The sequence below is a fragment of the Vibrio sinaloensis DSM 21326 genome (assembly GCF_000189275.1).
In the GTDB taxonomy this organism is placed as follows: domain Bacteria; phylum Pseudomonadota; class Gammaproteobacteria; order Enterobacterales; family Vibrionaceae; genus Vibrio; species Vibrio sinaloensis.
Genome location: NZ_AEVT01000062.1, coordinates 44974 through 65459, shown reverse-complemented (window position 1 = coordinate 65459; position 20486 = coordinate 44974). Strand labels below are relative to the sequence as shown.

Annotated in this window: 17 protein-coding genes and 1 other annotated feature; of the genes, 11 read left to right on the top strand and 6 right to left on the bottom strand. The window is 45.2% G+C overall.

The genetic code is table 11. From position 1 onward, the window contains the following. Positions 1-184 precede the first annotated feature (184 nt). The 5 genes from hpf (at position 185) to yjjX (ending at position 5994) form a co-directional block, all read left to right on the top strand. A complete protein-coding gene (gene hpf, locus RH45_RS11285; protein ID WP_008077206.1) occupies positions 185-520 on the top strand; it encodes a ribosome hibernation-promoting factor, HPF/YfiA family in 336 nt (111 codons plus the stop codon). Between the two features lie 118 nt (positions 521-638). After that, positions 639-759 (top strand) — a sequence feature (Phe leader region). Positions 760-774: 15 nt separating this feature from the next. Continuing rightward, entirely contained in the window at positions 775-1953 is a 1179-nt protein-coding gene (pheA, locus tag RH45_RS11280; protein WP_008077205.1) for a prephenate dehydratase, read from the top strand. Positions 1954-2116: 163 nt separating this feature from the next. After that, positions 2117-3160, top strand: a complete 1044-nt coding sequence (locus RH45_RS11275) for a polyamine ABC transporter substrate-binding protein (protein WP_008077203.1) — start codon at positions 2117-2119, stop codon at positions 3158-3160. After that, a complete protein-coding gene (locus RH45_RS11270; protein WP_008077201.1) occupies positions 3144-5492 on the top strand; it encodes a putative bifunctional diguanylate cyclase/phosphodiesterase in 2349 nt (782 codons plus the stop codon). Before RH45_RS11275 ends, RH45_RS11270 begins: the two co-directional genes overlap by 17 nt. Next, positions 5458-5994 (top strand): inosine/xanthosine triphosphatase, encoded by a 537-nt coding sequence (yjjX, locus tag RH45_RS11265; RefSeq protein ID WP_008077199.1) that lies wholly within the window; start codon positions 5458-5460, stop codon positions 5992-5994. The genes RH45_RS11270 and yjjX overlap by 35 nt, the downstream gene beginning before the upstream one ends. A 77-nt stretch (positions 5995-6071) precedes the next feature. On the opposite strand, the gene trpR is transcribed toward yjjX, so the two are convergent. Beyond that, positions 6072-6365 (bottom strand): trp operon repressor, encoded by a 294-nt coding sequence (gene trpR, locus RH45_RS11260; RefSeq protein WP_008077197.1) that lies wholly within the window; start codon positions 6363-6365, stop codon positions 6072-6074. A gap of 16 nt (positions 6366-6381) precedes the next feature. Next, positions 6382-8337, bottom strand: a complete 1956-nt coding sequence (sltY, locus tag RH45_RS11255) for a murein transglycosylase (protein ID WP_008077195.1) — start codon at positions 8335-8337, stop codon at positions 6382-6384. A gap of 259 nt (positions 8338-8596) precedes the next feature. Here sltY and ettA point away from each other — a divergent pair, with 259 nt between their 5' ends. From ettA to RH45_RS11240, 3 genes are all read left to right on the top strand, one after another. Next, positions 8597-10264 carry an energy-dependent translational throttle protein EttA gene (ettA, locus tag RH45_RS11250; RefSeq protein ID WP_008077194.1) on the top strand — a complete coding sequence of 556 codons (1668 nt, stop codon included), beginning with the start codon at positions 8597-8599 and terminating at the stop codon, positions 10262-10264. 183 nt (positions 10265-10447) lie between these two features. Then, the gene (locus RH45_RS11245; protein ID WP_008077193.1) at positions 10448-10819 is read left to right on the top strand and encodes a PilZ domain-containing protein; all 372 of its coding nucleotides are present in this window, start codon (positions 10448-10450) and stop codon (positions 10817-10819) included. 10 nt (positions 10820-10829) lie between these two features. Next, positions 10830-11843 (top strand): M23 family metallopeptidase, encoded by a 1014-nt coding sequence (locus tag RH45_RS11240; protein ID WP_008077192.1) that lies wholly within the window; start codon positions 10830-10832, stop codon positions 11841-11843. A 58-nt stretch (positions 11844-11901) separates the two neighbouring features. Here the strand turns inward: RH45_RS11240 and tyrA are convergent, their stop codons facing one another. After that, the gene (gene tyrA / locus RH45_RS11235; protein ID WP_008077191.1) at positions 11902-13029 is read right to left on the bottom strand and encodes a bifunctional chorismate mutase/prephenate dehydrogenase; all 1128 of its coding nucleotides are present in this window, start codon (positions 13027-13029) and stop codon (positions 11902-11904) included. A gap of 38 nt (positions 13030-13067) precedes the next feature. Continuing rightward, a complete protein-coding gene (locus RH45_RS11230) occupies positions 13068-14141 on the bottom strand; it encodes a 3-deoxy-7-phosphoheptulonate synthase (protein WP_008077190.1) in 1074 nt (357 codons plus the stop codon). 236 nt (positions 14142-14377) lie between these two features. Here RH45_RS11230 and RH45_RS11225 point away from each other — a divergent pair, with 236 nt between their 5' ends. Further along, complete coding sequence (locus RH45_RS11225; protein ID WP_008077189.1) at positions 14378-16054, top strand: sensor histidine kinase; 1677 nt, start codon at positions 14378-14380, stop codon at positions 16052-16054. Between the two features lie 9 nt (positions 16055-16063). Continuing rightward, entirely contained in the window at positions 16064-16783 is a 720-nt protein-coding gene (btsR, locus tag RH45_RS11220) for a two-component system response regulator BtsR (protein WP_008077188.1), read from the top strand. Positions 16784-16813: 30 nt separating this feature from the next. On the opposite strand, the gene nagZ is transcribed toward btsR, so the two are convergent. After that, on the bottom strand, positions 16814-17800 hold the full coding sequence (gene nagZ / locus RH45_RS11215) for a beta-N-acetylhexosaminidase (protein WP_008077187.1): 987 nt from the start codon (positions 17798-17800) through the stop codon (positions 16814-16816). Positions 17801-17809: 9 nt separating this feature from the next. Further along, positions 17810-18658, bottom strand: a complete 849-nt coding sequence (locus RH45_RS11210) for a MurR/RpiR family transcriptional regulator (protein WP_008077186.1) — start codon at positions 18656-18658, stop codon at positions 17810-17812. A 235-nt stretch (positions 18659-18893) separates the two neighbouring features. On the opposite strand from RH45_RS11210, the gene RH45_RS11205 reads away from it, so the two are divergent. After that, complete coding sequence (locus RH45_RS11205) at positions 18894-20486, top strand: sodium:solute symporter (protein ID WP_008077185.1); 1593 nt, start codon at positions 18894-18896, stop codon at positions 20484-20486.

Below are 20486 nucleotides of genomic sequence, written 5' to 3'. Positions count from 1 at the left end.
TCTAATGAGATTCTCTGCCGATACAAGCTTTTTCGTATCGAAATCCTCCTGCATTTTGAGATAGATCACGTTTAAATTCAGTGCTTAAAAACCCCAATCAAAAAGTGACATAGATCACGTTATTTTTACCTCGTAGCGGTAATCTGAACTCAACCCATGAGGGATGAAACAGAGGAAAACATCTATGAAAGTAAACATCACTGGTAAGAATATCGACATCACCTCTGCAATCCGCAATCATATTGAGAGCAAATTTAAGAAACTAGAAAAGTGGCAAGTAGACATTATTGGGTGCCAGGCAAGCTTCAGCGAGGAGCCGAACAAACAGAAGAAATTCGAAGCTGTCATCACCGTACCAAAAGGCCAACTGGTCGCGTCTGCAACCCATGAAGATTTATACGCTGCCGTTAACGAGGTAGAACAGAAACTAGAACGTCAGCTAAACAAACTGCGCCACAAACCTGAAGCTCGCCGAGCTGAGAAACCTGAGCTAGAAGAAATAGAGCTCGAAGCCGAATAAATCGTGTTGAATAAGGATTTAAAAAATAGCGCCGACTGGCGCTATTTTTTTGCTTGACGCTAAACGGGTGGTTGCTTATTGTGTTTGACGGTTTCAACAAAAAATTAAATGAATATATGCGTACACCAAACCTGTTCTTTTTTGACTTCTTTTTTCTCCACTAAGCTTGGAGGCTCTCTCGTTTTCGAAAGATAAGTCAAAAACGAACAGGAAGCCTCCCAAAGGGAGGCTTTTTTATTTTTAAGGAATACAGGATGACTGAACAAAAATACTCGCTCGAAGAAATTCGCTTAAGACTTAATGAGCTTGATGACCAACTACTCAAGTTATTGTCCGAGCGCCGACAAATGAGTATCGAAGTAGCAAAGAGTAAAGTTCAAACATCCAAGCCTGTTCGAGACGCTAGCCGTGAACAACAACTTCTCGTCAAATTAATCAATGCGGGCAAAGATAAATACCAGTTAGATGCGCAGTACATTACTAAGCTCTTCCATACAATTATTGAAGATTCAGTGTTGTTGCAGCAGTCATACTTGCAGAATCTGGCTAACCCAGAGCTCAGCCGTAAACCGCTTGCTCGTGTCGCATTTCTTGGTTCAAAGGGCTCTTATTCTCACCTCGCGAGCCGCGAGTATTTCAGTCGCAAAAATACCGAACTGATTGAGCTCAACTGTGAGCACTTCAGAGAAGTCGCCCATACCGTTGAATCTGGCCATGCCGATTTCGGCGTGTTACCAATAGAGAACACCAGCTCAGGCTCAATCAATGAAGTCTACGACCTGTTGCAACATACAACCTTATATATTGTCGGTGAGCTGACTTTGCCTATTGAACACTGCTTAGTTGCAACAACTGACATTCGTTTAGAGCAGCTAAAAACGCTCTACTCTCACCCACAACCGCATCAGCAATGCAGCGAGTTTTTGAGTAAGCTGAAAGGCGTTAAACTCGAATCTTGCGCGAGTACTGCAGATGCGATGCAGAAAGTGCAACAGATGAACCGCAGTGATGTGGCTGCAATCGGCAATGCTTCCAGTGGCAAACTCTATGGGTTGCAGCCTATTCAGAGTAACATCGCCAACCAAACAGAAAACCATACTCGCTTTATTGTTGTGGCACGAAAACCTGTTGAAGTATCGACCCAGATCCCAGCGAAGACAACTCTCATTATGTCTACATCTCAAGAAGCGGGCTCTCTGGTTGAGACGCTTTTGGTACTGCAGCGCTATGGCATTAACATGACTAAGCTCGAATCTCGTCCAATCATGGGCAATCCATGGGAGGAGATGTTTTATGTTGATCTGGCTTCCCATCTCGACTCAACTGAAATGCAACAAGCCATCAATGAGTTAACCAAGATCACAAAACATTTGAAAGTGCTTGGTTGTTACCCTACTGAAAATGTGAAACCAACACAGGTTAAGTTGCAGTAAATTAATCTACCTAGCTCAAATAATTTCATATAGAAGCTGGCACGATTTATTAATCTCCTTAGTATTCATATATTAAGTTGCATATTCGGATTGTGTCAGCCCACTGTACTGACTCTGATAAGCATGGATGGACTTTTCAGTTAAGGTTAGTAACCCAGTCAGTATGAGAGTATTCACCTCTTTCGTTATCATTTTAACCCTTTCGTTTTCAACCGTTGCCAAGGAAACTCCACTCAATGTATACCTCTGGGAAGATACCTTATCTCCACGAGTTGTAGACCTTTGGCAGGACACTCATTCGACCCCATTGCAACGCTCTCATTTTGACAATGATGATGAACGTAGCCTGTTGATGATGAAAAACATCCAGCTACCGTTTGATATTGTTGTGCTCGACAATGTGTCGGCCAATATTTATGGCAAGCTAGGTGGATTCGAAAACTTATCCAAACTCCCCAACCGAAAACACAATGCCTCAATGTGGAACCAAGCCTGCGGTGATTACGCGGTACCGTACTTTTGGGGCACTGTCGGTATCACTTATCGAAAAGACCTCGTCTCTACCCCACCTAACACTTGGCACGATTTCGTCAATCCCCCACAAGCACAATGGGGCAAGATCGGCATGATCAATGATACGGTGGAATCTTTCTTACCTTTATTTTATAGCCTAGGCGTATCACCAACGACGGAAAGTCGCGAAGAGATCCAGCAAGCTTATCCCGCTCTACAAGAGTTCAGTCAGCGAGTCTTATCATTTGAATACATTTTGAGTTACTTTCGCAGCCAATCCAACGCCGATGAGATGCAGCTCGCACTTGCTTACAGTGGGGATCAATATTCGCTAAACCGATTATTTGGCCGCGATGCTTGGGGATTTATCGTGCCTGAAGGCCAGCTTTATCTGTGGGTGGATTGCCTCGCGATCAGCAGCCATTCAAAGAACAAACGTGCGGCCAAAGCCTTTTTGAACTTCTTGTCCGATCCCAAGGTGGCTGCAATTAATGCAATGGATATCAAAGCTGCAACACCGAACTTAAGTGCACTAAAACAGATGCCAGATTGGTATCGAAATGATGCATCATTATTTCCAGAAGCAGAAAGAGTAGAAAGCGGTCAAATCGACGGAGAGCTTTCCGCAAAAAACATTAGCTTACGAACAAAAATACTCAACCGAATAGTTAAGAATCATGAAACTCAGTACTAGGGTTTTGTTGCTAGTTGCACCCGTTGTTATGCTCAGTGCAGCAATGTCTAGCTACAGTATCTATATCAACCAGAAAGACACCCTGATCAAAAGGGAAAATAGTTACTTGCAGCTCACTATGGAAAAGTTAGCAGGCCACTTTCGTCAATCGGTATCATTGATCAATAGCTACTCGTTAACGCTCATCAAAAGCGACATTATTCGTCATTATTTTAGCCAACCGGATAACCCATATCGAGAGATGCGGTTGATAGAAAATTTACAGACGACAATCGATAACCTACAACCAACGGGTGAAGATGATATTGCCGTTGCGATTGTCGATGGCAATCAGCAGGTTCGCTTTTATGCCGATAACCAGGCAGACCCCTTTGCGACTTTGGATGAGAATGTCCTTAAGTACGTTCGCTATATCTACAATCAAACCGGACAGCTTTCACATACTGGCTTTGCTAACAACTATCAAGGACAGAGCATCCTTATTCGTTATGATGTGCTCGACGACGACACCTTCACCTCTCCCTTAAGCTACAACAAAGAGCAGATTTTTTTCGTTGTTGTCTCACTTTCGTTAGAGAATTTTGATCAGCTTAAGCGACTGTTAGAGTTTGATAACGATAGCAGCATCTTTTTTGCGCCAGAGCCCGTTAAGAAGTCAGGATTAACTCAATCGGTTGAGCTAAAACCCAATCTCTACGCCGTTCTCGATCCCGCTCAATACTTATTGGATCAACAACTCAATAAAATCGAAAACAAACTCCTACTCGCGTTTGGTGCATCATCACTAGCGACAGTAATGATCTTGCTTTTCTTACTCTACCGCCATGTGATTCAACCGATTACTCGTTTGGATCACCAGCTTCAAGAGGTCGAGCAAAGAAAGCGTTCCAACATTGAGCGCTTGAGCATCGATGATGAGATTGGTCGTCTGTCAGTTCGCTTTTACGACATGTACAAGGAGCTCAATTCTAGCTATCAGAAAACCAAAGCGATGGCAGAAAATGATCACCTAACGCAGTTGGCCAACCGCTATCAGTTCCAAATGTTTGTTGAAAGAACCATCGCTAACAAGCTGATGAATAGCCGAGCATGGATTCTGTACATCGACCTTGATAACTTTAAATATGTAAATGACAAATATGGTCATCAAATTGGTGATTCATTACTGGTTAATTTTGCCGAACATATTCGCCAGCGCTGCAATGAATACGAACATAAATACGGTGTAAAATGTCTCGCCGCACGCTTATCAGGGGATGAGTTTGCTGTCTTTATCTCGTCTTCTCATCCACACATTAGCTATGCACCGGAAATCGCAAAAGCCGTCTTGGACCCGATTCAAAACAGTGCGAACTCACCGCTTGGAAACTTCCCAATCACCGCCAGTATCGGGATTGCCTCTTACCCGGAAGATGGCCAGGACCTGACCAATCTCTTATCCAACGCTGATACGGCGATGTATCAAGCGAAACGTGCAGGCAAAAACCAAATCGCTCATTACTCCAAAGAACTGGATCAAATCGTTCGTCGTCGTTCTCAAATTGAGCGCGCTCTGCGAGCATGTAACCTTGATCAAGAGTTTGAACTACTTTACCAACCTTATTTTGATCGCAGTGGATTGGAAGTGAAAGGATTGGAGGCCCTTTTGCGATGGGAGTCGCCTAAACTTGGTACCGTTAACCCTAGCGAGTTCATCCCTATCTCAGAGCAAATCGGTTTATTTGGTACCATCGACCGCTGGGTAGTGAAACGAGCCTTTAGAGATTTTGCGACTATCCAAGCCTGCTTCGAGCACCCGATTCAATTGTCGATTAACTTATCATCGGCTGAACTCGATTCGTTACAGCTTGCGCAAGATATCAATTTATTAGCGCAGCAGTATACCGTTACCCCTGAACTGATTGATTTTGAAATCACGGAAACCTTCGCCTCTGACTCTCAGAGCTATTTATTACTGTACGAGCTTTCCCAAATGGGCTTTAAGCTGACCATTGACGACTTTGGTTCGGGTTATACTTCCATAACTCAATTGGTTGAATATCCGGTTCAGAAAATAAAATTTGACCGCGAGTTTCTTGAAGCCCTGACAAAAACCAACAATCAAACCGTCGTAAAACCTTTGGTTGACCTTTGCCACTCTCAGTCTATGCTAGTGACCGCTGAGGGGATTGAGTCCAAAGAGATGCATCAATGGCTTGCAAACAATCAATGTGATTACATGCAAGGGTATTACCTCTCGCCGCCTCTTTCTGTCGAGCAATTACAGCTCAACGCTAAAAATGCCCAAGGAGACCTTGATGTCAGTGAAGAAAGTTATTGTAGCTTCGCTTAACCCCGCCAAGATTAACGCTGTTGAGAGTGCGTTTAGAGCCGCATTCGCCGAGCAAGAGTTCGAGTTTATTGGTACGAGTGTTGCGAGTGGTGTGGCCGATCAACCCATGAGCAACGACGAAACCTACCAAGGTGCACTCAATCGTGTAGCGAATGCAAAATCCAGCACGCCAAGCGCTGATTTTTATGTCGGCTTGGAAGCTGGCATTGAAAATGGAGTCACCTTTGCTTGGATGGTGATTGAGTCAGAACGCCAACGCGGGCAATCTCGCTCGGCCAGTCTTATGCTGCCCCCTGTTGTGCAAGAAAAGCTGACGCAAGCTAATGAACTGGGCGATGTGATGGACGAAGTATTTGCCACTGACAACATCAAACAAAAAGGTGGAGCAATTGGCCTACTAACCAATAATTTACTCACTCGAAGCAGTGTGTACCACCAAGCGCTGATTTTGGCACTCATCCCTTTCACCAACCCTGAACACTTCCCAGACAATCTGGCGTAAAGCATAAGCATTAAAAAAAGGTGCCTCAGGAGGCACCTTTTTGTTTATTTGCAGTCATTCACGCGCAGATAATTAATTTAATTTTTCAGCAGCATCGCCAAGAGCTGTTTTTCCTGTTCACTTTTCGACTTAAGCTCATTCGAGCCGCGAGTGATGGTCGCAATACCCACCCCCAACATCTGACTAATTTGGCGTTGTGATAAATCGCCTTGTAACAACTCTCTGAAAATATTCACTCGAGCAATCAAGGCATCCCTTTCGTCAGAGGTCAGCAGCATAGTCAGCAACATTTCATGTTGACCACTTTCACTGCTGTCTTTAATCAAATCTAAGATCTGTTGCCAGTCGGTATACTCAGGTTGTGCTGCCATTTAATTTCACTGCCTTCTAGTACTTAGTCGCGATCTCATTTTGATTGAGGAAAGCACCATCTACACCAAGAAGGTCTCGATAATAGGTTTCGAACATCAAAATGTTTTGTACATACCCTCGCGTTTCTTTGAACGGAATCGCTTCTATAAACGCATAGGCATCTAATTTACCTTGGGTACGTCCGCGCCAAGTTTTCACTCTATGTGGTCCAGCATTATACGCAGCAAATGCGAAAATTCGATTGTTATCGTATTGCTCCAATAATCCTTTCAAGTAATGGCTGCCAATTTCTATGTTCTTGCCAACTTGATACAAGTCGTTGGAGCCTTGGTAGCTGAGCTGATATTTGCGAGCCGTGTATTTCGCGGTTGTCGGCATGATCTGCATAATACCGCGAGCTCCGACTGGCGAACGCGCTTCCACATCTAAGGCACTTTCCTGTCGAGCCAAAGACATCAAAGTGATCGGGTTAATACTGTGCTTCTCACCATAGAAATCAAACCACCAGCGATGAGCAACCGGGAAGCGCAGTCGCATGTTATCCCACATCTTCGCTTCAATGCTCGCCGTTACCGTTAGATTATGCCAACGCTTGTAAGACGCGTAAGCTGCCAGCATCTCTTTTTGCTTGGCATCTGCACGCCGTAGAAGCCAACGCCATTCACTTTTAGCCGCTGCAATTTTATCTCGCTCAACTAGCTCAGCAATACGATTCAATGACGGGTTAAATGCCGCAATCACCGTCTTATCGAGCTGTAAACTGGACACCGGATAGTTGATCGAGCGACGCACTTCTTTTGCTGCCGCTACGCTGTAGAAGTTCCGTTGACCAACCAATGTCTCCATTCTCTGTTGGCCCTTAGCTTTGTCACCTAACGCAATTTCACTGCGCCCCAGCCAATACTGCCAACGTAAGCTGGTTTGCTTGTCTTCGGATAAAAGGCCAATCCAGCGCTGAATTGCGGGCCAATCGGCATGTTGAATCGCCAAGCGAACACGACGCTCAATCAGAACATCACTGCTTGATGTTGCAATTTTACTATCTCGCCATTTGGCCAATGCGTCTGAGTCAGTATTGATTAAACGAAACGCTAAATAATCCGCCAACTGCTGCGCTTTCTCCGTGGAAAATTGCTGCGCTTTCACCACTTCAGCGTAGCGTTTCTGAGCTTGCTTTACATCTATTCTGGCCAGCTTTCTCAAACCTTGCTCAGCCTGTTGACGGTAAAAATCGGTGGCTGGATGAGATCGCGCAAATTGAGCAACTGTTTCAGGCTTGCTGAACAAAGCTTTCATTTCATTCGCTTGTTGTTTCGCTTTGTCAGAATCCACTTGCTTGATTAAGTAGTTCATTAATGAACCGTTTCTCGCTTCAAATGCCAGCTGCATTCGTTGCAATATCTGCTCATCCGTTCTTAATCCCGCCTTATCCCAAGCGCTGAATAACGGGTCACATGCTGATGAGATCGACTTACCTGAATGCCACAATTTTTCGGCACCAACAAAAGCACGTTTGCTATCACCTTGTTGGTACAAAGCGTTGTAGTAGTGACATTGATACGTTTCCCCGCGCGGCTCAACCTGCTGAAATTCAAGTAAGGTTTGCCAGTCTTTCTGTTTAGCCAAACTGTTTATGTACGGTGCACGAATACGTCCAGAAAATGGAAAGGTTTTATGTTCTGCGATGAACGCTTCTACTTGCGCAGGCGTTCTCTGACCAATATCGATAAGAAAGGCACGATAGTCGACGTACGGCGTTAGTGAGTAGTTAGCGATCTGATTGCGGATGGCTTGGAAACCAGCGACATCCTTTTTGTCTAATAAGCTCTGAGCTTGGTCGTAGATAGCCCTTTGTTGTGTTAAGTCGAGTGCCATTGCTGAAGAGGCATAACTTGCGCTGCAAACCATCGATGCTAGAGCGAGCAAAGATGAAGGAATGCGATGCAGCGGCTTGGAAAACGTCAGCATCATAGATTCTCTTCCCGTTGAGAATAGTCAATTAAGTTCCTAATTAAGGCTTATTCTACGCAGTCCTGTAAAGCTCCTAGATGTAAATAATAATAAATTCACACAACTGTGACGCTCCGCTTGCTTTGCACACAAGCTTGGTCAGTAAAGCATCAATAGAGAGGACCATTTTAATTGGAAGACGTTATAGGGAGTAACAAAGCGCCTCGTCTTGGTATAAAATAGCCATTTACGTGAATTGAAATTTTAGGAACGATCGGCAATGGCTGAATACGTATATACCATGTCGCGGGTGAGCAAGATTGTGCCACCTAAGCGTCAAATTCTGAAAGACATCTCTCTAAGCTTCTTCCCTGGCGCTAAAATCGGTGTTTTGGGTCTAAACGGTGCAGGTAAATCAACCCTACTGCGTATCATGGCGGGTATCGATACCGATATTGATGGCGAAGCGCGCCCACAACCGGGGTTAAACGTTGGTTACCTCCCTCAGGAGCCAGTGCTAGACGAATCCAAAACGGTTCGCGAGATTGTCGAAGAAGCCGTTTCTGACGTTGCAGGTGCAATGAAGCGTCTTGATGAAGTATATGCAGCCTACGCTGAACCTGACGCAGACTTTGATGCGTTAGCAAAAGAGCAAGGTGAGCTTGAAGCGCTAATCCAAGCTAAAGAAGGTCACAACCTAGAAAATGCTCTAGAGCGCGCTGCGGATGCATTGCGCCTACCAGAATGGGACCAGAAAATTGAACACCTATCTGGTGGTGAACGCCGCCGTGTAGCAATCTGTCGCCTGCTTCTTTCTAAACCAGATATGCTACTACTCGACGAACCAACCAACCACTTGGATGCTGAATCTGTTGCGTGGCTAGAACGTTTCCTTGTGGATTACACCGGTACTGTTGTGGCGATCACCCACGACCGTTATTTCCTAGATAACGCGGCAGGCTGGATTCTTGAACTTGACCGTGGTGAAGGTATCCCATGGCAAGGCAACTACACTTCTTGGCTCGAGCAAAAAGACGCGCGTCTGCAACAAGAAGCCTCTCAAGAAAAAGCTCGTCAGAAGACGATTGAGAAAGAACTTGAGTGGGTTCGTCAAAACCCTAAAGGTCGTCAGTCTAAGTCTAAAGCGCGTATGGCTCGTTTCGAAGAACTGCAAAGCGGTGATCGTCAGAAGCGTAACGAAACGAACGAACTGTTCATCCCACCTGGTGAGCGTCTAGGCGACAAGGTTATTGAAGTAAATAACCTCAGCAAGTCTTTCGACGGCCGCGTGCTAATCGATGACCTTTCATTCAGCATTCCTAAAGGTGCGATTGTCGGCATTATCGGTGCCAACGGTGCAGGTAAATCCACCCTATTCAAGATGCTAAGCGGTACTGAACAGCCTGATTCCGGTACAGTGGAAATGGGTGAGACGGTTAAGCTTGCCTCTGTGGATCAGTTCCGTGATTCTATGGATGACACGAAAACGGTATACCAAGAGATTTCTGAAGGTGCTGATATCATCAAGATCAACAACTTCGAAATTCCTGCTCGTGCCTACTGTTCACGCTTTAACTTCAAAGGCAGTGACCAACAAAAAGTGATTGGCGAGCTATCAGGTGGTGAACGTAACCGCGTACACCTTGCTAAGCTGCTAAAAGCTGGCGGTAACGTGCTGCTGCTCGATGAACCAACCAACGACCTTGATGTTGAAACACTGCGTGCACTAGAAGAAGCCCTACTAGAGTTCCCTGGTTGTGCGATGGTTATCTCACACGACCGTTGGTTCCTAGACCGTATCGCGACTCATATCATTGACTACCGTGACGAAGGCCAAGTGAACTTCTACGAAGGTAACTATACTGAGTACATGGAGTGGCTGAAGAAGACCTTAGGTCCTGAAGCAGCAGAGCCGCATCGCATCAAATACAAGCGTATTGCTAAGTAATTAGCTAAGTGTAAACACAAGCGCTTGAAATTTGCTCAAAGGCCGCTTAAATTAGCGGCCTTTATTATATAGCTCACAATACGGGTAATCGGCCTACTTTGAGAAGCTAAATAATGCGAACGACTCCGCATAGCTCGGCTATTAATTTTGGTACTCTGAGAGTTCGAATTAAGAGAGAAGACTATGATAGAACGCCGTCGTTTTTCGCGTATTGTTTATCGCGCCCAAGCAGTATTGAGTCAAGGTATGAGTGCCGTTGATGCCTCAATCAGTGACTTGTCCTTGCATGGCTTATTGATTGATTGCCAACAATCTGCCCTATTGGATGTGAATGAACAAGTTGATGTTGAGTTTACGCTTCCAGGAAGTGATGTCACGATCCAACTTACAGGGAATATTGTTGGACTTAATAACAATATGATTCGTCTAAGCATTGATCATATTGATATTGAGAGTATCGGACATCTGAAGCGATTAGTAGAATTGAATGTAGGTGATGATGAGTTGCTGCATCGAGATATCGAGCACTTATCTGACCTAGGTGAATACACCTGACGAAAGCAGTATGTCTAACAAAATAACCATTTCCATTCCAGCGTCTGCTGGGATGCAACACTTCCATGTATCAAGAAAAGCGCTTATTTGCTTGCTGAGTGCCATTCCTTTAGGCACCTTAGCGGCTGGAGCTTATTTCTATCATAACTGGCAACAAGATCTAACCAAACAGGCGCAATACAACCAGCTATTAGCTCAGTTGAGTGAAGCAGAACAGCAAAATGCTGAGTTGGAGCAGTTATACGCAGAGCAGATCAATGAAACTCATGCCGTAACTCAAGAGCTGGAAGATAAGAAGAATGAAATCACCCTACTGGGTAAACGTGTCTTCGATGTGGAATCGGTATTGGGCTTAGCGAATGAAGAGAGCTTAGGTGATTACAACCTAGAAGATCGCCTTGATGCGGCAGCTGTCGATTCTGCCGTGCGCGCAACCATGTTCCGCATGATTCCAAACGACAGTCCAATGCAATACCAACGTATCTCTTCCTCTTTTGGTCGTCGAACCAATCCGATTACTGGTAAGCGCCACACTCATTCGGGTATCGACCTTACCTGTAAGCGTGGCGAAGAGATCTATGCTCCCGCAGATGGGGTGGTAGAAACGGTACGACCTAGCTCCAAAGGCTACGGAAATTACCTGACAGTCCGACACTCTTTCGGTTTTATGAGCTCTTACGCTCACCTATCACGCTTTAAAGTTCGCAGTGGTCAGTTTGTCAGTAAAGGTGATTTGATTGCAACCTGCGGTAATTCAGGTAACTCGACGGGCCCTCACTTACATTACGAAGTGCGTTTCTTGGGCCGTCCTCTCAACCCTCAATACACTATGGACTGGAGCCCAGAGAATTTTAACTACCTGTTTGAAAAAGAGAAGAAAGTGAAGTGGGCACCATTGGTTAAGCTGATTGATAACACGGTTCGCTTACAAGTGAACTTAACGAACAAACCATATCAAGACAGCTCTGTCGACACGGTTAAAAATGACCAAGAACCATCAACCGATATTCTTACTGTTCAATAGATACTGCATCAATAACAAAAGAGCGACCTAATGGTCGCTCTTTTTTCATTGCTCATGTTTAGCCACGATGGATAGAATCATTCGCCTGTTTGAGTAAGTTCTGGCTTTCGTGCATAAATTGCTGTGAATAATCACCAAACCAGTCGCTCACTTTATTAAAGCTTTCAACAAAGGTTTGCTTGTCTTTACCATCCAGAATGTTTAGAGCCTCACCGAAACAACGGTGGAAGCGCTTGATCATCTCGATGTTTTCATCCGATGAAAGAATGATATCACCGTACAAATTTGGATCTTGACCAAACAAACGGCCAACCATGGCTAACTCCAATCGGTATATCGGAGAACTCAGCTGCAACAGCTTATCTATGCTTGGATTTTCTCGGCTTAGATGTAGACCATACGCAAATGACGTAAAGTGGCGCAGTGCTTGGATTAACGTCATACCATGATCGTGCTCTTTCGCATCTATCTGGCACAAGCTTGCTCCCCAGATAGAGAACTGCTTCAATAGCCATTGGTAACTTTCCTCACCACGTCCGTCACAGTACACGATAACTTGCTTGGCTAGACTTGGTACGTCGGGGCCAAACATAGGGTGCAAACCTACGACAGGGCCTTGGTGCACGTTTAACATGGCTTGCAGCGGTTTAGACTTAATCGAGGTTAAATCACACAAGATGCAATCTTCTGGTAACGAAGACAGCCGCTCAATCACGCCTTCAGTGAGGTGAATCGGCACCGTGACAACCACCATTCCAGCGTTATCCAGTATTTCGTCCGCCTTGTGCCAATCCTGACTGCCCAGCACTTTCACATCGTAGCCAGATAAGGTAAACATACGTCCGAACAAGCCACCGAGTTGACCTTTACCACCGACAATTACCACAGAGCGTAAATCAGGATTTAGGCATTTAAAGCCCGAGTCTTTTTCACTGGCATACGATTCGCGCATAGTACGGCGCAAAATATCCTCGATGAGCTGAGGCGGAACACCTTTTTTCTCAGCCTCTTCACGGCGAGAAGCCAGCATTGCCGCTTCGCGATCAGGCGCATAGATCGGCAACCCATGCTCGCTTTTCACTTCACCGACTTTCTCAACTAAAGAAAGTCTTTGTGCTAATAAATCCAGAATTTGTTTATCGACTGCGTCTATTTGGTCACGCAATTCATTCAATTCAACGGCCATTGATATTCCTTGTGCTCTTTAGGATCAGGCGATCCTATCTACCCTTTCAAGCGATTTTCTAGGAAAGGAACTAGCTCCTCGTGCGCATGACGTAATAGTGCCTCAGTTGTATCCCAATTGATACAGGCATCGGTAATAGAAACGCCGTATTGCATTTCATTGAGCGGTATATCTGACGGCTGATTGCCTTCGTTGATATGGCTTTCAATCATCAAACCGATAATCGATTTGTTACCTTCGCGAATTTGATGAATGACATCTTCTGCCACTAAAGGTTGACGACGGAAGTCTTTGCGTGAGTTGGCGTGGCTACAATCAACCATCAACGAAGCATCTAGGCCGTGTTTCGCCATGTCTTGCTCACATTCAGTAACAGAAACAGAATCGTAGTTTGTCTGTTTACCACCACGCAAGATCACGTGGCCATTAGGATTGCCTTGTGTTGTTAGAAGGGCAACTTGACCTTCACGGTTAATCCCCATAAAGCGGTGGCTAGATGAAGCGGCTTGCATCGCATTGATTGCTGTCGCTAAGCTGCCGTCAGTGCCGTTTTTGAAACCAATTGGCATTGAAAGGCCACTTGCCATTTCTCGGTGGGTTTGCGATTCAGTAGTACGAGCACCAATGGCTGCCCAACTAAATGTATCAGCAAGGTATTGGGGGCTGATTGGATCAAGAGCTTCTGTTGCCAGTGGGATCTCCATCTCTGCCAGTTCAACTAATAACTCGCGACCAACATGAAGGCCGTGCTCAATGTCGAAAGTCCCGTCGAGATGAGGGTCGTTAATGAGACCTTTCCAACCCACAGTGGTACGCGGCTTCTCAAAGTAAACACGCATAACAATGTACAGTTGATCACTCAATTGCTCTGACAGCTGTTTTAATCGCTTCGCATACTCTTTCGCAGCATCAAGGTCGTGAATAGAGCAAGGGCCACACACAACCAGTAAACGGTGATCTTTTTTATGAATAATATCGGCAATGGTTTGACGTGACTGTTGAATAAAGCGACGGGCATTATCACTCAGTGGCAACTTCGCTTTAAGTTCTTCTGGGGTAATCAGAACTTGTTCATCACTGATATTAATATTACTTAGTTCACTTTTCTGCATAACCATCAACCTGTAAATTTTGTTTTACACCCAATAATTCAATAGCATTGAGTGGTGAATAAGCACACATTAACAGGCTAAATTAATTTTTCAACCGTAAACTACAAAAAACACCAGTGTAAACTTATATTTACACTCCAATTAATTACTGTGTTTTCGACAGATCTGCAAGCTTAACCATACTTTCCGACAGAAAACTTCACTAGAATAAAGCAAAATCACTAGGCAAAGTTTATATGGATCTCATCCTCTCTCTACTGCAACAGATGTGCGTTTATCTGGTTCTTGCTTATATGCTCAGTAAAACCCCCATCTTTTTGCCATTGCTCAATGTCTCTAATCGCCTTAGCCATAAATTGAGTGTCTACGTGCTGTTTTCTCTATTTTGCATCATGGGGACCTACTTTGGATTGCAGATTAATGATGCAATCGCCAATACTCGTGCTATCGGAGCTGTCATGGGGGGCTTGTTTGGCGGACCTGTCGTGGGCTTTTTTGTTGGTTTAACAGGTGGCTTACATCGCTACTCTTTGGGCGGGTTTACCGACCTAGCCTGCGCGATATCGACAACCGCGGAAGGATTGATTGGTGGCCTATTCCACATCTACTTTGTACGTAAGAATAAATCTGACCAACTGTTTAATCCAAGTGTCGTATTTGCCATTACTTTGATCGCTGAAATTGTACAAATGCTGATCATTCTGATCGTAGCCAAACCTTTTGATCAAGCTTATGCGCTGGTCTCAGCAATCGCAGCTCCAATGATCATTGCCAATTCCGTGGGTGCTGCGCTGTTTATGAGCATACTGCAGGATCGCAAAACTATCTTCGAAGAGTACTCGGCAACATTTTCGCGTAGAGCGCTCAATATTGCCGAACGTTCCGTAGGCATCTTAGCCTCTGGTTTTAACGTGCAAAATGCAGAGAAAATTGCTCGTATCGTTTATGAGGAGACCAATGTGGGTGCGGTGTCTATTACCGATGATGAAAAGATACTCGCCTTTGTTGGTATTGGCGATGACCACCATAAACCCAACACCCCTATTTCCTCACAAAGTACTCTCGACGCTATCCAACAAGATGACATCATTTATCTCGATGGTGCAGAAAAACCTTATCAGTGCTCGATATCCGCGGAGTGTAAGCTTGGCTCTGCACTGATTATTCCGTTGCGGGCTGGGGATTCCGTCATTGGGACGATTAAACTGTATGAGCCCAAAAGAAAGCTGTTTTCCACCATCAATATGTCGATGGCTGAAGGCATTGCCCAGTTACTCTCTAGCCAAATACTGTTTGGTGATTATCAACAGAAACAAACGTTACTTTCCCAAGCAGAGATAAAGCTGTTGCACGCTCAGGTTAACCCGCATTTTCTGTTTAATGCTCTGAATACCATCAGTGCAGTGGTACGTCGTGACCCGACCAAAGCACGTGAGTTGATTCAACACTTATCGCGATTTTTCCGCAGTAACCTAAAACAAGATATTGAAACGGTTACACTAAAAGAAGAATTAGAGCATGTGAATGCGTATTTAACCATTGAAAAAGCGCGTTTCACTGACCGCTTAGAGGTCGATATTTGTATTGACGATACGTTACTCAATCGAAAACTGCCTAGCTTCACACTCCAGCCTTTAGTCGAGAACGCGATAAAGCATGGGATCTCCAATTTATTGCAAGGAGGTCAAGTTCGTATCTACAGTGAAAGAGTGGCACAAGGTGAAAAGGTGATAGTGGAAGACAATGCAGGGAGCTATACTGCGCCACCACAAGAGCACACGGGGCTGGGAATGCAGATTGTTGATAAACGCCTGACCAACAAATTCGGCCGCATTGCCGCTCTCAATATTGAAGCGGTAAATAATCAATACACGCGAATGACCTTTATCATTCCTGACGAACACACATATTAAGGTAACACCATGCTGTCTGCGCTCGTCATTGATGACGAACTTTTTGCTCGAGAAGAGCTTATGGAACTCTTAGCCGAAACTGGTGAAATAAGCGTTATTGGCGAGGCCAGTAACGCGATTGAAGGCCTGAAAAAGATTAACCAGCTAAAACCCGACGTGGTGTTTCTGGATATTCAGATGCCACAAGTGACCGGTATTGAACTGCTAGGGATGCTGGACCCAGATACAATGCCAAAAGTGGTGTTTGTTACCGCCTACGATGAATTTGCCATTCAAGCCTTTGAAGACAACGCTTTTGACTACTTGTTAAAGCCAGTCGATACCCAAAGGTTAGAAAAAACCGTTCAGCGTTTACTTAAGACTCAACCAAACGGCGATCAACAGATAGCAGCAATCGCACCACAATGCCTAGACCAAATCCCTTGTATTGGTCTTAACCGAATCGTGATTATTCCCACCGCTGATGTTGAATTCGCCTATACCGATATAAGCGGAGTACACGTACAAACCCACGAACAAAAAGCCACTTCGCAACTAACCTTAAAAGTGCTGGAAGAGAAAACGCCTTTAGTTCGCTGCCATCGTCAGTTTCTTATTAATGTTAAGGCCATCAAAGAGATCAAACTACTGGAAAATGGGTTAGCGGAAATTGTGACCACCAGTGATCACCCTATTCCAGTCAGTCGACGCTACCTTAAAACCCTGAAAGAAAGGTTAGGCTTCCATTAATAAGAGCCACATGATGTGGCTCTTGTTAGATTAGTTGTCGAGTATACGTTTCATTGCTTGTGAGGCTTGCTGCCACTGCTCACTTCTTTGCAGTTCTTGTAAACTAAAAGTTTGAGATTTCAACAAACGATCCGCTTGTGGCGTTTCCATAATGGGTAAATTGTCCAACACTTCAACTTGCGCATCTCGCTTATTGCATACCAACACCATGTCACAACCCGCAACTAACGCTTGATGCGCTCGCTCGGCCGGGCCACCCATGATCGATGCGCCTTCCATTGTTAAATCATCAGAGAAGACAATCCCTTTGAAACCCAATTGCTCACGTAATACTTGTTTTAGCCAATACGCTGAACCGCTGGCTGGTTGATCATCGTATCGAGGATACACGACATGTGCAGGCATCATGGCATCCAACATTCCAGCGTCCATCTGTGCCTTAAAAATAGCCATATCTTGCTCAAAAATATTGTCACGACCATCAAACGGCGTCTCTAAATGCGAGTCGGCAATCACGCCACCGTGACCAGGGAAGTGCTTACCCGTCGTTGCCATACCAACCGCTTTCATTCCTTTCATGTAAGCAAGACTATGGCGAAGAATTGTCTCGACATCTTGACCAAAAGCACGATTGCCTATCGCTTTACACTCATGCCCTTTATCAAGCACTGGTGCAAAGCTCAGGTCAATATCATGCGCGATAAGCTCAGCTGCCATTAACCAACCACCTTGCTCAGCCAACTGTTCACCATTGGCAAACTCTGCGTACCGTTGTGCCGCCGGGATCAATGAAAACCCTTCTCTGAATCGCTGAACCCGACCGCCTTCTTGATCGACACCAATCAGAATAGGACGGTTAGCTGCGTGACGAATCGACTTATTAAGCGCGAGTAGCTGCTCGCTGTCGTGATAGTTTCGGGCGAATAAAATCACCCCACCTACGGTTGGGTGCTCTAATATTTCTCTGTCTTCCGCCGTCAGTTCACAACCTTCGACGTCTAACCATAACGGTCCCATAATGATTCCTTACTGTTTTAAAGCCGCGACTGCGGATTTACTTTGTTCTATTAGTTGATCCGCGCCCTCTTCTTGCTGAGTCAAGGCGATGAACAGCAGATCAGTGATCAGCAACTGGCTATCCCGCGCGGTAATCGAAGAGCTGCGAATATGCTCCTCATCCGCCGCCGTCATCAGTTTGATATCGGCATACTTATCAAGTGGCGTTGGCGCCAATTGACTGATAGTAATAATTTTCGCCTTACGCCCTTTGGCAATTTGGGCAACGCGCAATATTTCACGACTGCGACCAGAATAAGATAAAGCGATCAACACATCGTTCTCATTCAATGCTGAAGCGTTAGCAATTTGGATGTGCGCGTCATGTTCACAATGCACCGCATGACCAATTTTCATTAGTTTGTAGCTCAGGTCTTTAGCCACCAGCGAAGACGCTCCAACTCCTGCGAGTTGAATCTTATTGGCTAAATGAAGCAAACGGGTTGCGTGCTCGAGATTGCCGCTGTCATTTAAGGCAATACTTCTTTCCAGTGATTGCTGCTTGCTGGCTAATAGTTTTGCCATCACCAGCGAAGTATCATCACTACGAGAGATACTGCCATGTATGGCTTTACGCGAGGTCGGCCGATAGGTTAGCTCACTTTCATATAGCTTGAGCTTCAACTCAGAAAAACCACTGTAGCCCACTTTTTGGCTGAACTTCACGATAGTAGATTGACCAACCCCCACCGCTTTAGCGAGCTCTGGAGAAGACATCACCTTAACTTGCTCCGGATAATCCAAAAGAAACCGAGCAATCATGGTGTCTGAAGGAGATAACTTTGGCAGCAATGCCTTGATTCTCGCCAACCCTTTCATTGTCGCATCTCCTATTCAATGCTCTCAGTGTACTCAGCTGTTCTTTGCGCTGGAATAGCTATTCCAAAAAACAATTCACCTCGGAATAGCTTCGACCTTGAGTTGGGATCCTAGTCATAGAAATTGACTGTTCACTATTCCACCAAGGAATAGATTTTTGATTCACTTATTCTCACTCACATACTGAGGAAAATAACAAACATAACCCCTACATAATTCATGCTATGGAGCTGCTATGAATTCATTATTTACCTCACTCGATTGGGCGGTTTTCGCATTGTACTTTGCGCTGATAGCCTACACCGGTTGGCACTTCAGTCGTGTCAAAATAACTTCAACAAAAGATTATTTTCTTGGTGGTAACAGCATGCCAATGTGGGTAGTCGCGGTGTCGGTACTGGCAACCTCTCAATCGGCGGCGACATTTCTTGGCGGCCCCGAATCTAGCTACCGCGGCAACCTAACCTACTTAGCAACCAATATCGGTGGAATACTCGGCGCATTATTTGTTGCTTGGGTTTTGATCCCAAAGTTTTACCAAAACAAAGTTTCAACCGTTTATGAACTGCTCAAGGTGCGTTTTGGAGAAAAAACCAAACAACGTGCAGGCTTGATGTATTTAATCGGCCGCGTTTTTGCGTCCGGCTCTCGGTTGTACATGGCCGCCATCGCGGTATCGATGATCCTATTTACCAACATTGAACCTTCTAGCGTGATCACTTCGGTAGTGATTTTAGTCGTGGTTGGCCTTGCCTACACGTATATGGGCGGAATTCGTTCGGTGATTTGGAGTGATTTGATTCAGTTGATTGTCTACGTGGGTGCCGCCATTGCGGTTATTGTTTACTTACTTGGTCAGATCCCAGCCGATTTGAACCAAATCGTTCACGCACTACAAAACCCCGGCAACGAACAACTGTCTAAGCTGACGTTGTTCGACTTCAGTCTCGATTTTTCTCCTGCTGGCACTTTCAGCTTTTGGGCTTGTATTACTGGATTCGTTCTTCTCAATATTGGCGCATTTGGCCTTGATCAAGACATGACTCAACGAGTACTGACTTGTAAGAATGCAAAGCAAGGCTCACAAGCTATGATCAATTCCATTGTGTTCTCTATCCCTGTTGTGCTGATTTTTATGACCATAGGCCTACTGCTGTACATCTTCTATCAAAGACCTGAGCTTATGGGCATCGAAGGTAAAGAAGTAGTGCAGAACTTTAATGGCGAGAACGTCACTATCTTTATGTACTACGTGCTCAACGAAATGCCGGCTGGCTTACGCGGCTTAGTCACGGTTGGCGTTGTTGCGGCAGCACTCTCGACACTAAACTCTGGTTTAAATTCCATGTCTTCGGTTGCCGTCCAAGATCTCTACCGCCCTTGGAAAGAAAAACGTCACGGGAAACAAGATGACTTTCACTATGTTAAAGCGGGTCGTTTCGGCATGGCGGTGGCGGCCATAGCATTAGGCAGTATGGGAATACTGTGCTTCTACTGGCAGCAATACACAGATATGCCTTTACTGTCTTTTGCTCTTAGTGTGATGGTGTTTGCCTACACAGGTCTACTCGGAGTTTATTTCACAGCGATCTTCACCCAGCGCGGTAGTGAGGCATCTGTAGCCATGGCTCTGCTCGCAGGCTTCTTGACGACCTTGCTGCTACAAGCGTATGTATGGGACAGTATTATGGCGGTACTCCACCCAGAGTGGGTTGGTGTGCAACTTGCATTCCCTTACCAGCTCTGCATTGGTACGTTCGTTTCCCTTTGCGTTTGCCTATGTGGAAAAGCCACACCTCAAGAGCAAGATCAATTACAAGCGACTTAA

Bases quoted from the DNA above. Each gene is read 5' to 3' on its own strand.
- hpf (WP_008077206.1), top strand. From the start codon at position 185: ATGAAAGTAAACATCACTGGTAAGAATATCGACATCACCTCTGCAATC.
- pheA (WP_008077205.1), top strand. From the start codon at position 775: ATGACTGAACAAAAATACTCGCTCGAAGAAATTCGCTTAAGACTTAAT.
- RH45_RS11275 (WP_008077203.1), top strand. From the start codon at position 2,117: ATGAGAGTATTCACCTCTTTCGTTATCATTTTAACCCTTTCGTTTTCA.
- RH45_RS11270 (WP_008077201.1), top strand. From the start codon at position 3,144: ATGAAACTCAGTACTAGGGTTTTGTTGCTAGTTGCACCCGTTGTTATG.
- yjjX (WP_008077199.1), top strand. From the start codon at position 5,458: ATGTCAGTGAAGAAAGTTATTGTAGCTTCGCTTAACCCCGCCAAGATT.
- trpR (WP_008077197.1), bottom strand. From the start codon at position 6,365: ATGGCAGCACAACCTGAGTATACCGACTGGCAACAGATCTTAGATTTG.
- sltY (WP_008077195.1), bottom strand. From the start codon at position 8,337: ATGATGCTGACGTTTTCCAAGCCGCTGCATCGCATTCCTTCATCTTTG.
- ettA (WP_008077194.1), top strand. From the start codon at position 8,597: ATGGCTGAATACGTATATACCATGTCGCGGGTGAGCAAGATTGTGCCA.
- RH45_RS11245 (WP_008077193.1), top strand. From the start codon at position 10,448: ATGATAGAACGCCGTCGTTTTTCGCGTATTGTTTATCGCGCCCAAGCA.
- RH45_RS11240 (WP_008077192.1), top strand. From the start codon at position 10,830: ATGTCTAACAAAATAACCATTTCCATTCCAGCGTCTGCTGGGATGCAA.
- tyrA (WP_008077191.1), bottom strand. From the start codon at position 13,029: ATGGCCGTTGAATTGAATGAATTGCGTGACCAAATAGACGCAGTCGAT.
- RH45_RS11230 (WP_008077190.1), bottom strand. From the start codon at position 14,141: ATGCAGAAAAGTGAACTAAGTAATATTAATATCAGTGATGAACAAGTT.
- RH45_RS11225 (WP_008077189.1), top strand. From the start codon at position 14,378: ATGGATCTCATCCTCTCTCTACTGCAACAGATGTGCGTTTATCTGGTT.
- btsR (WP_008077188.1), top strand. From the start codon at position 16,064: ATGCTGTCTGCGCTCGTCATTGATGACGAACTTTTTGCTCGAGAAGAG.
- nagZ (WP_008077187.1), bottom strand. From the start codon at position 17,800: ATGGGACCGTTATGGTTAGACGTCGAAGGTTGTGAACTGACGGCGGAA.
- RH45_RS11210 (WP_008077186.1), bottom strand. From the start codon at position 18,658: ATGAAAGGGTTGGCGAGAATCAAGGCATTGCTGCCAAAGTTATCTCCT.
- RH45_RS11205 (WP_008077185.1), top strand. From the start codon at position 18,894: ATGAATTCATTATTTACCTCACTCGATTGGGCGGTTTTCGCATTGTAC.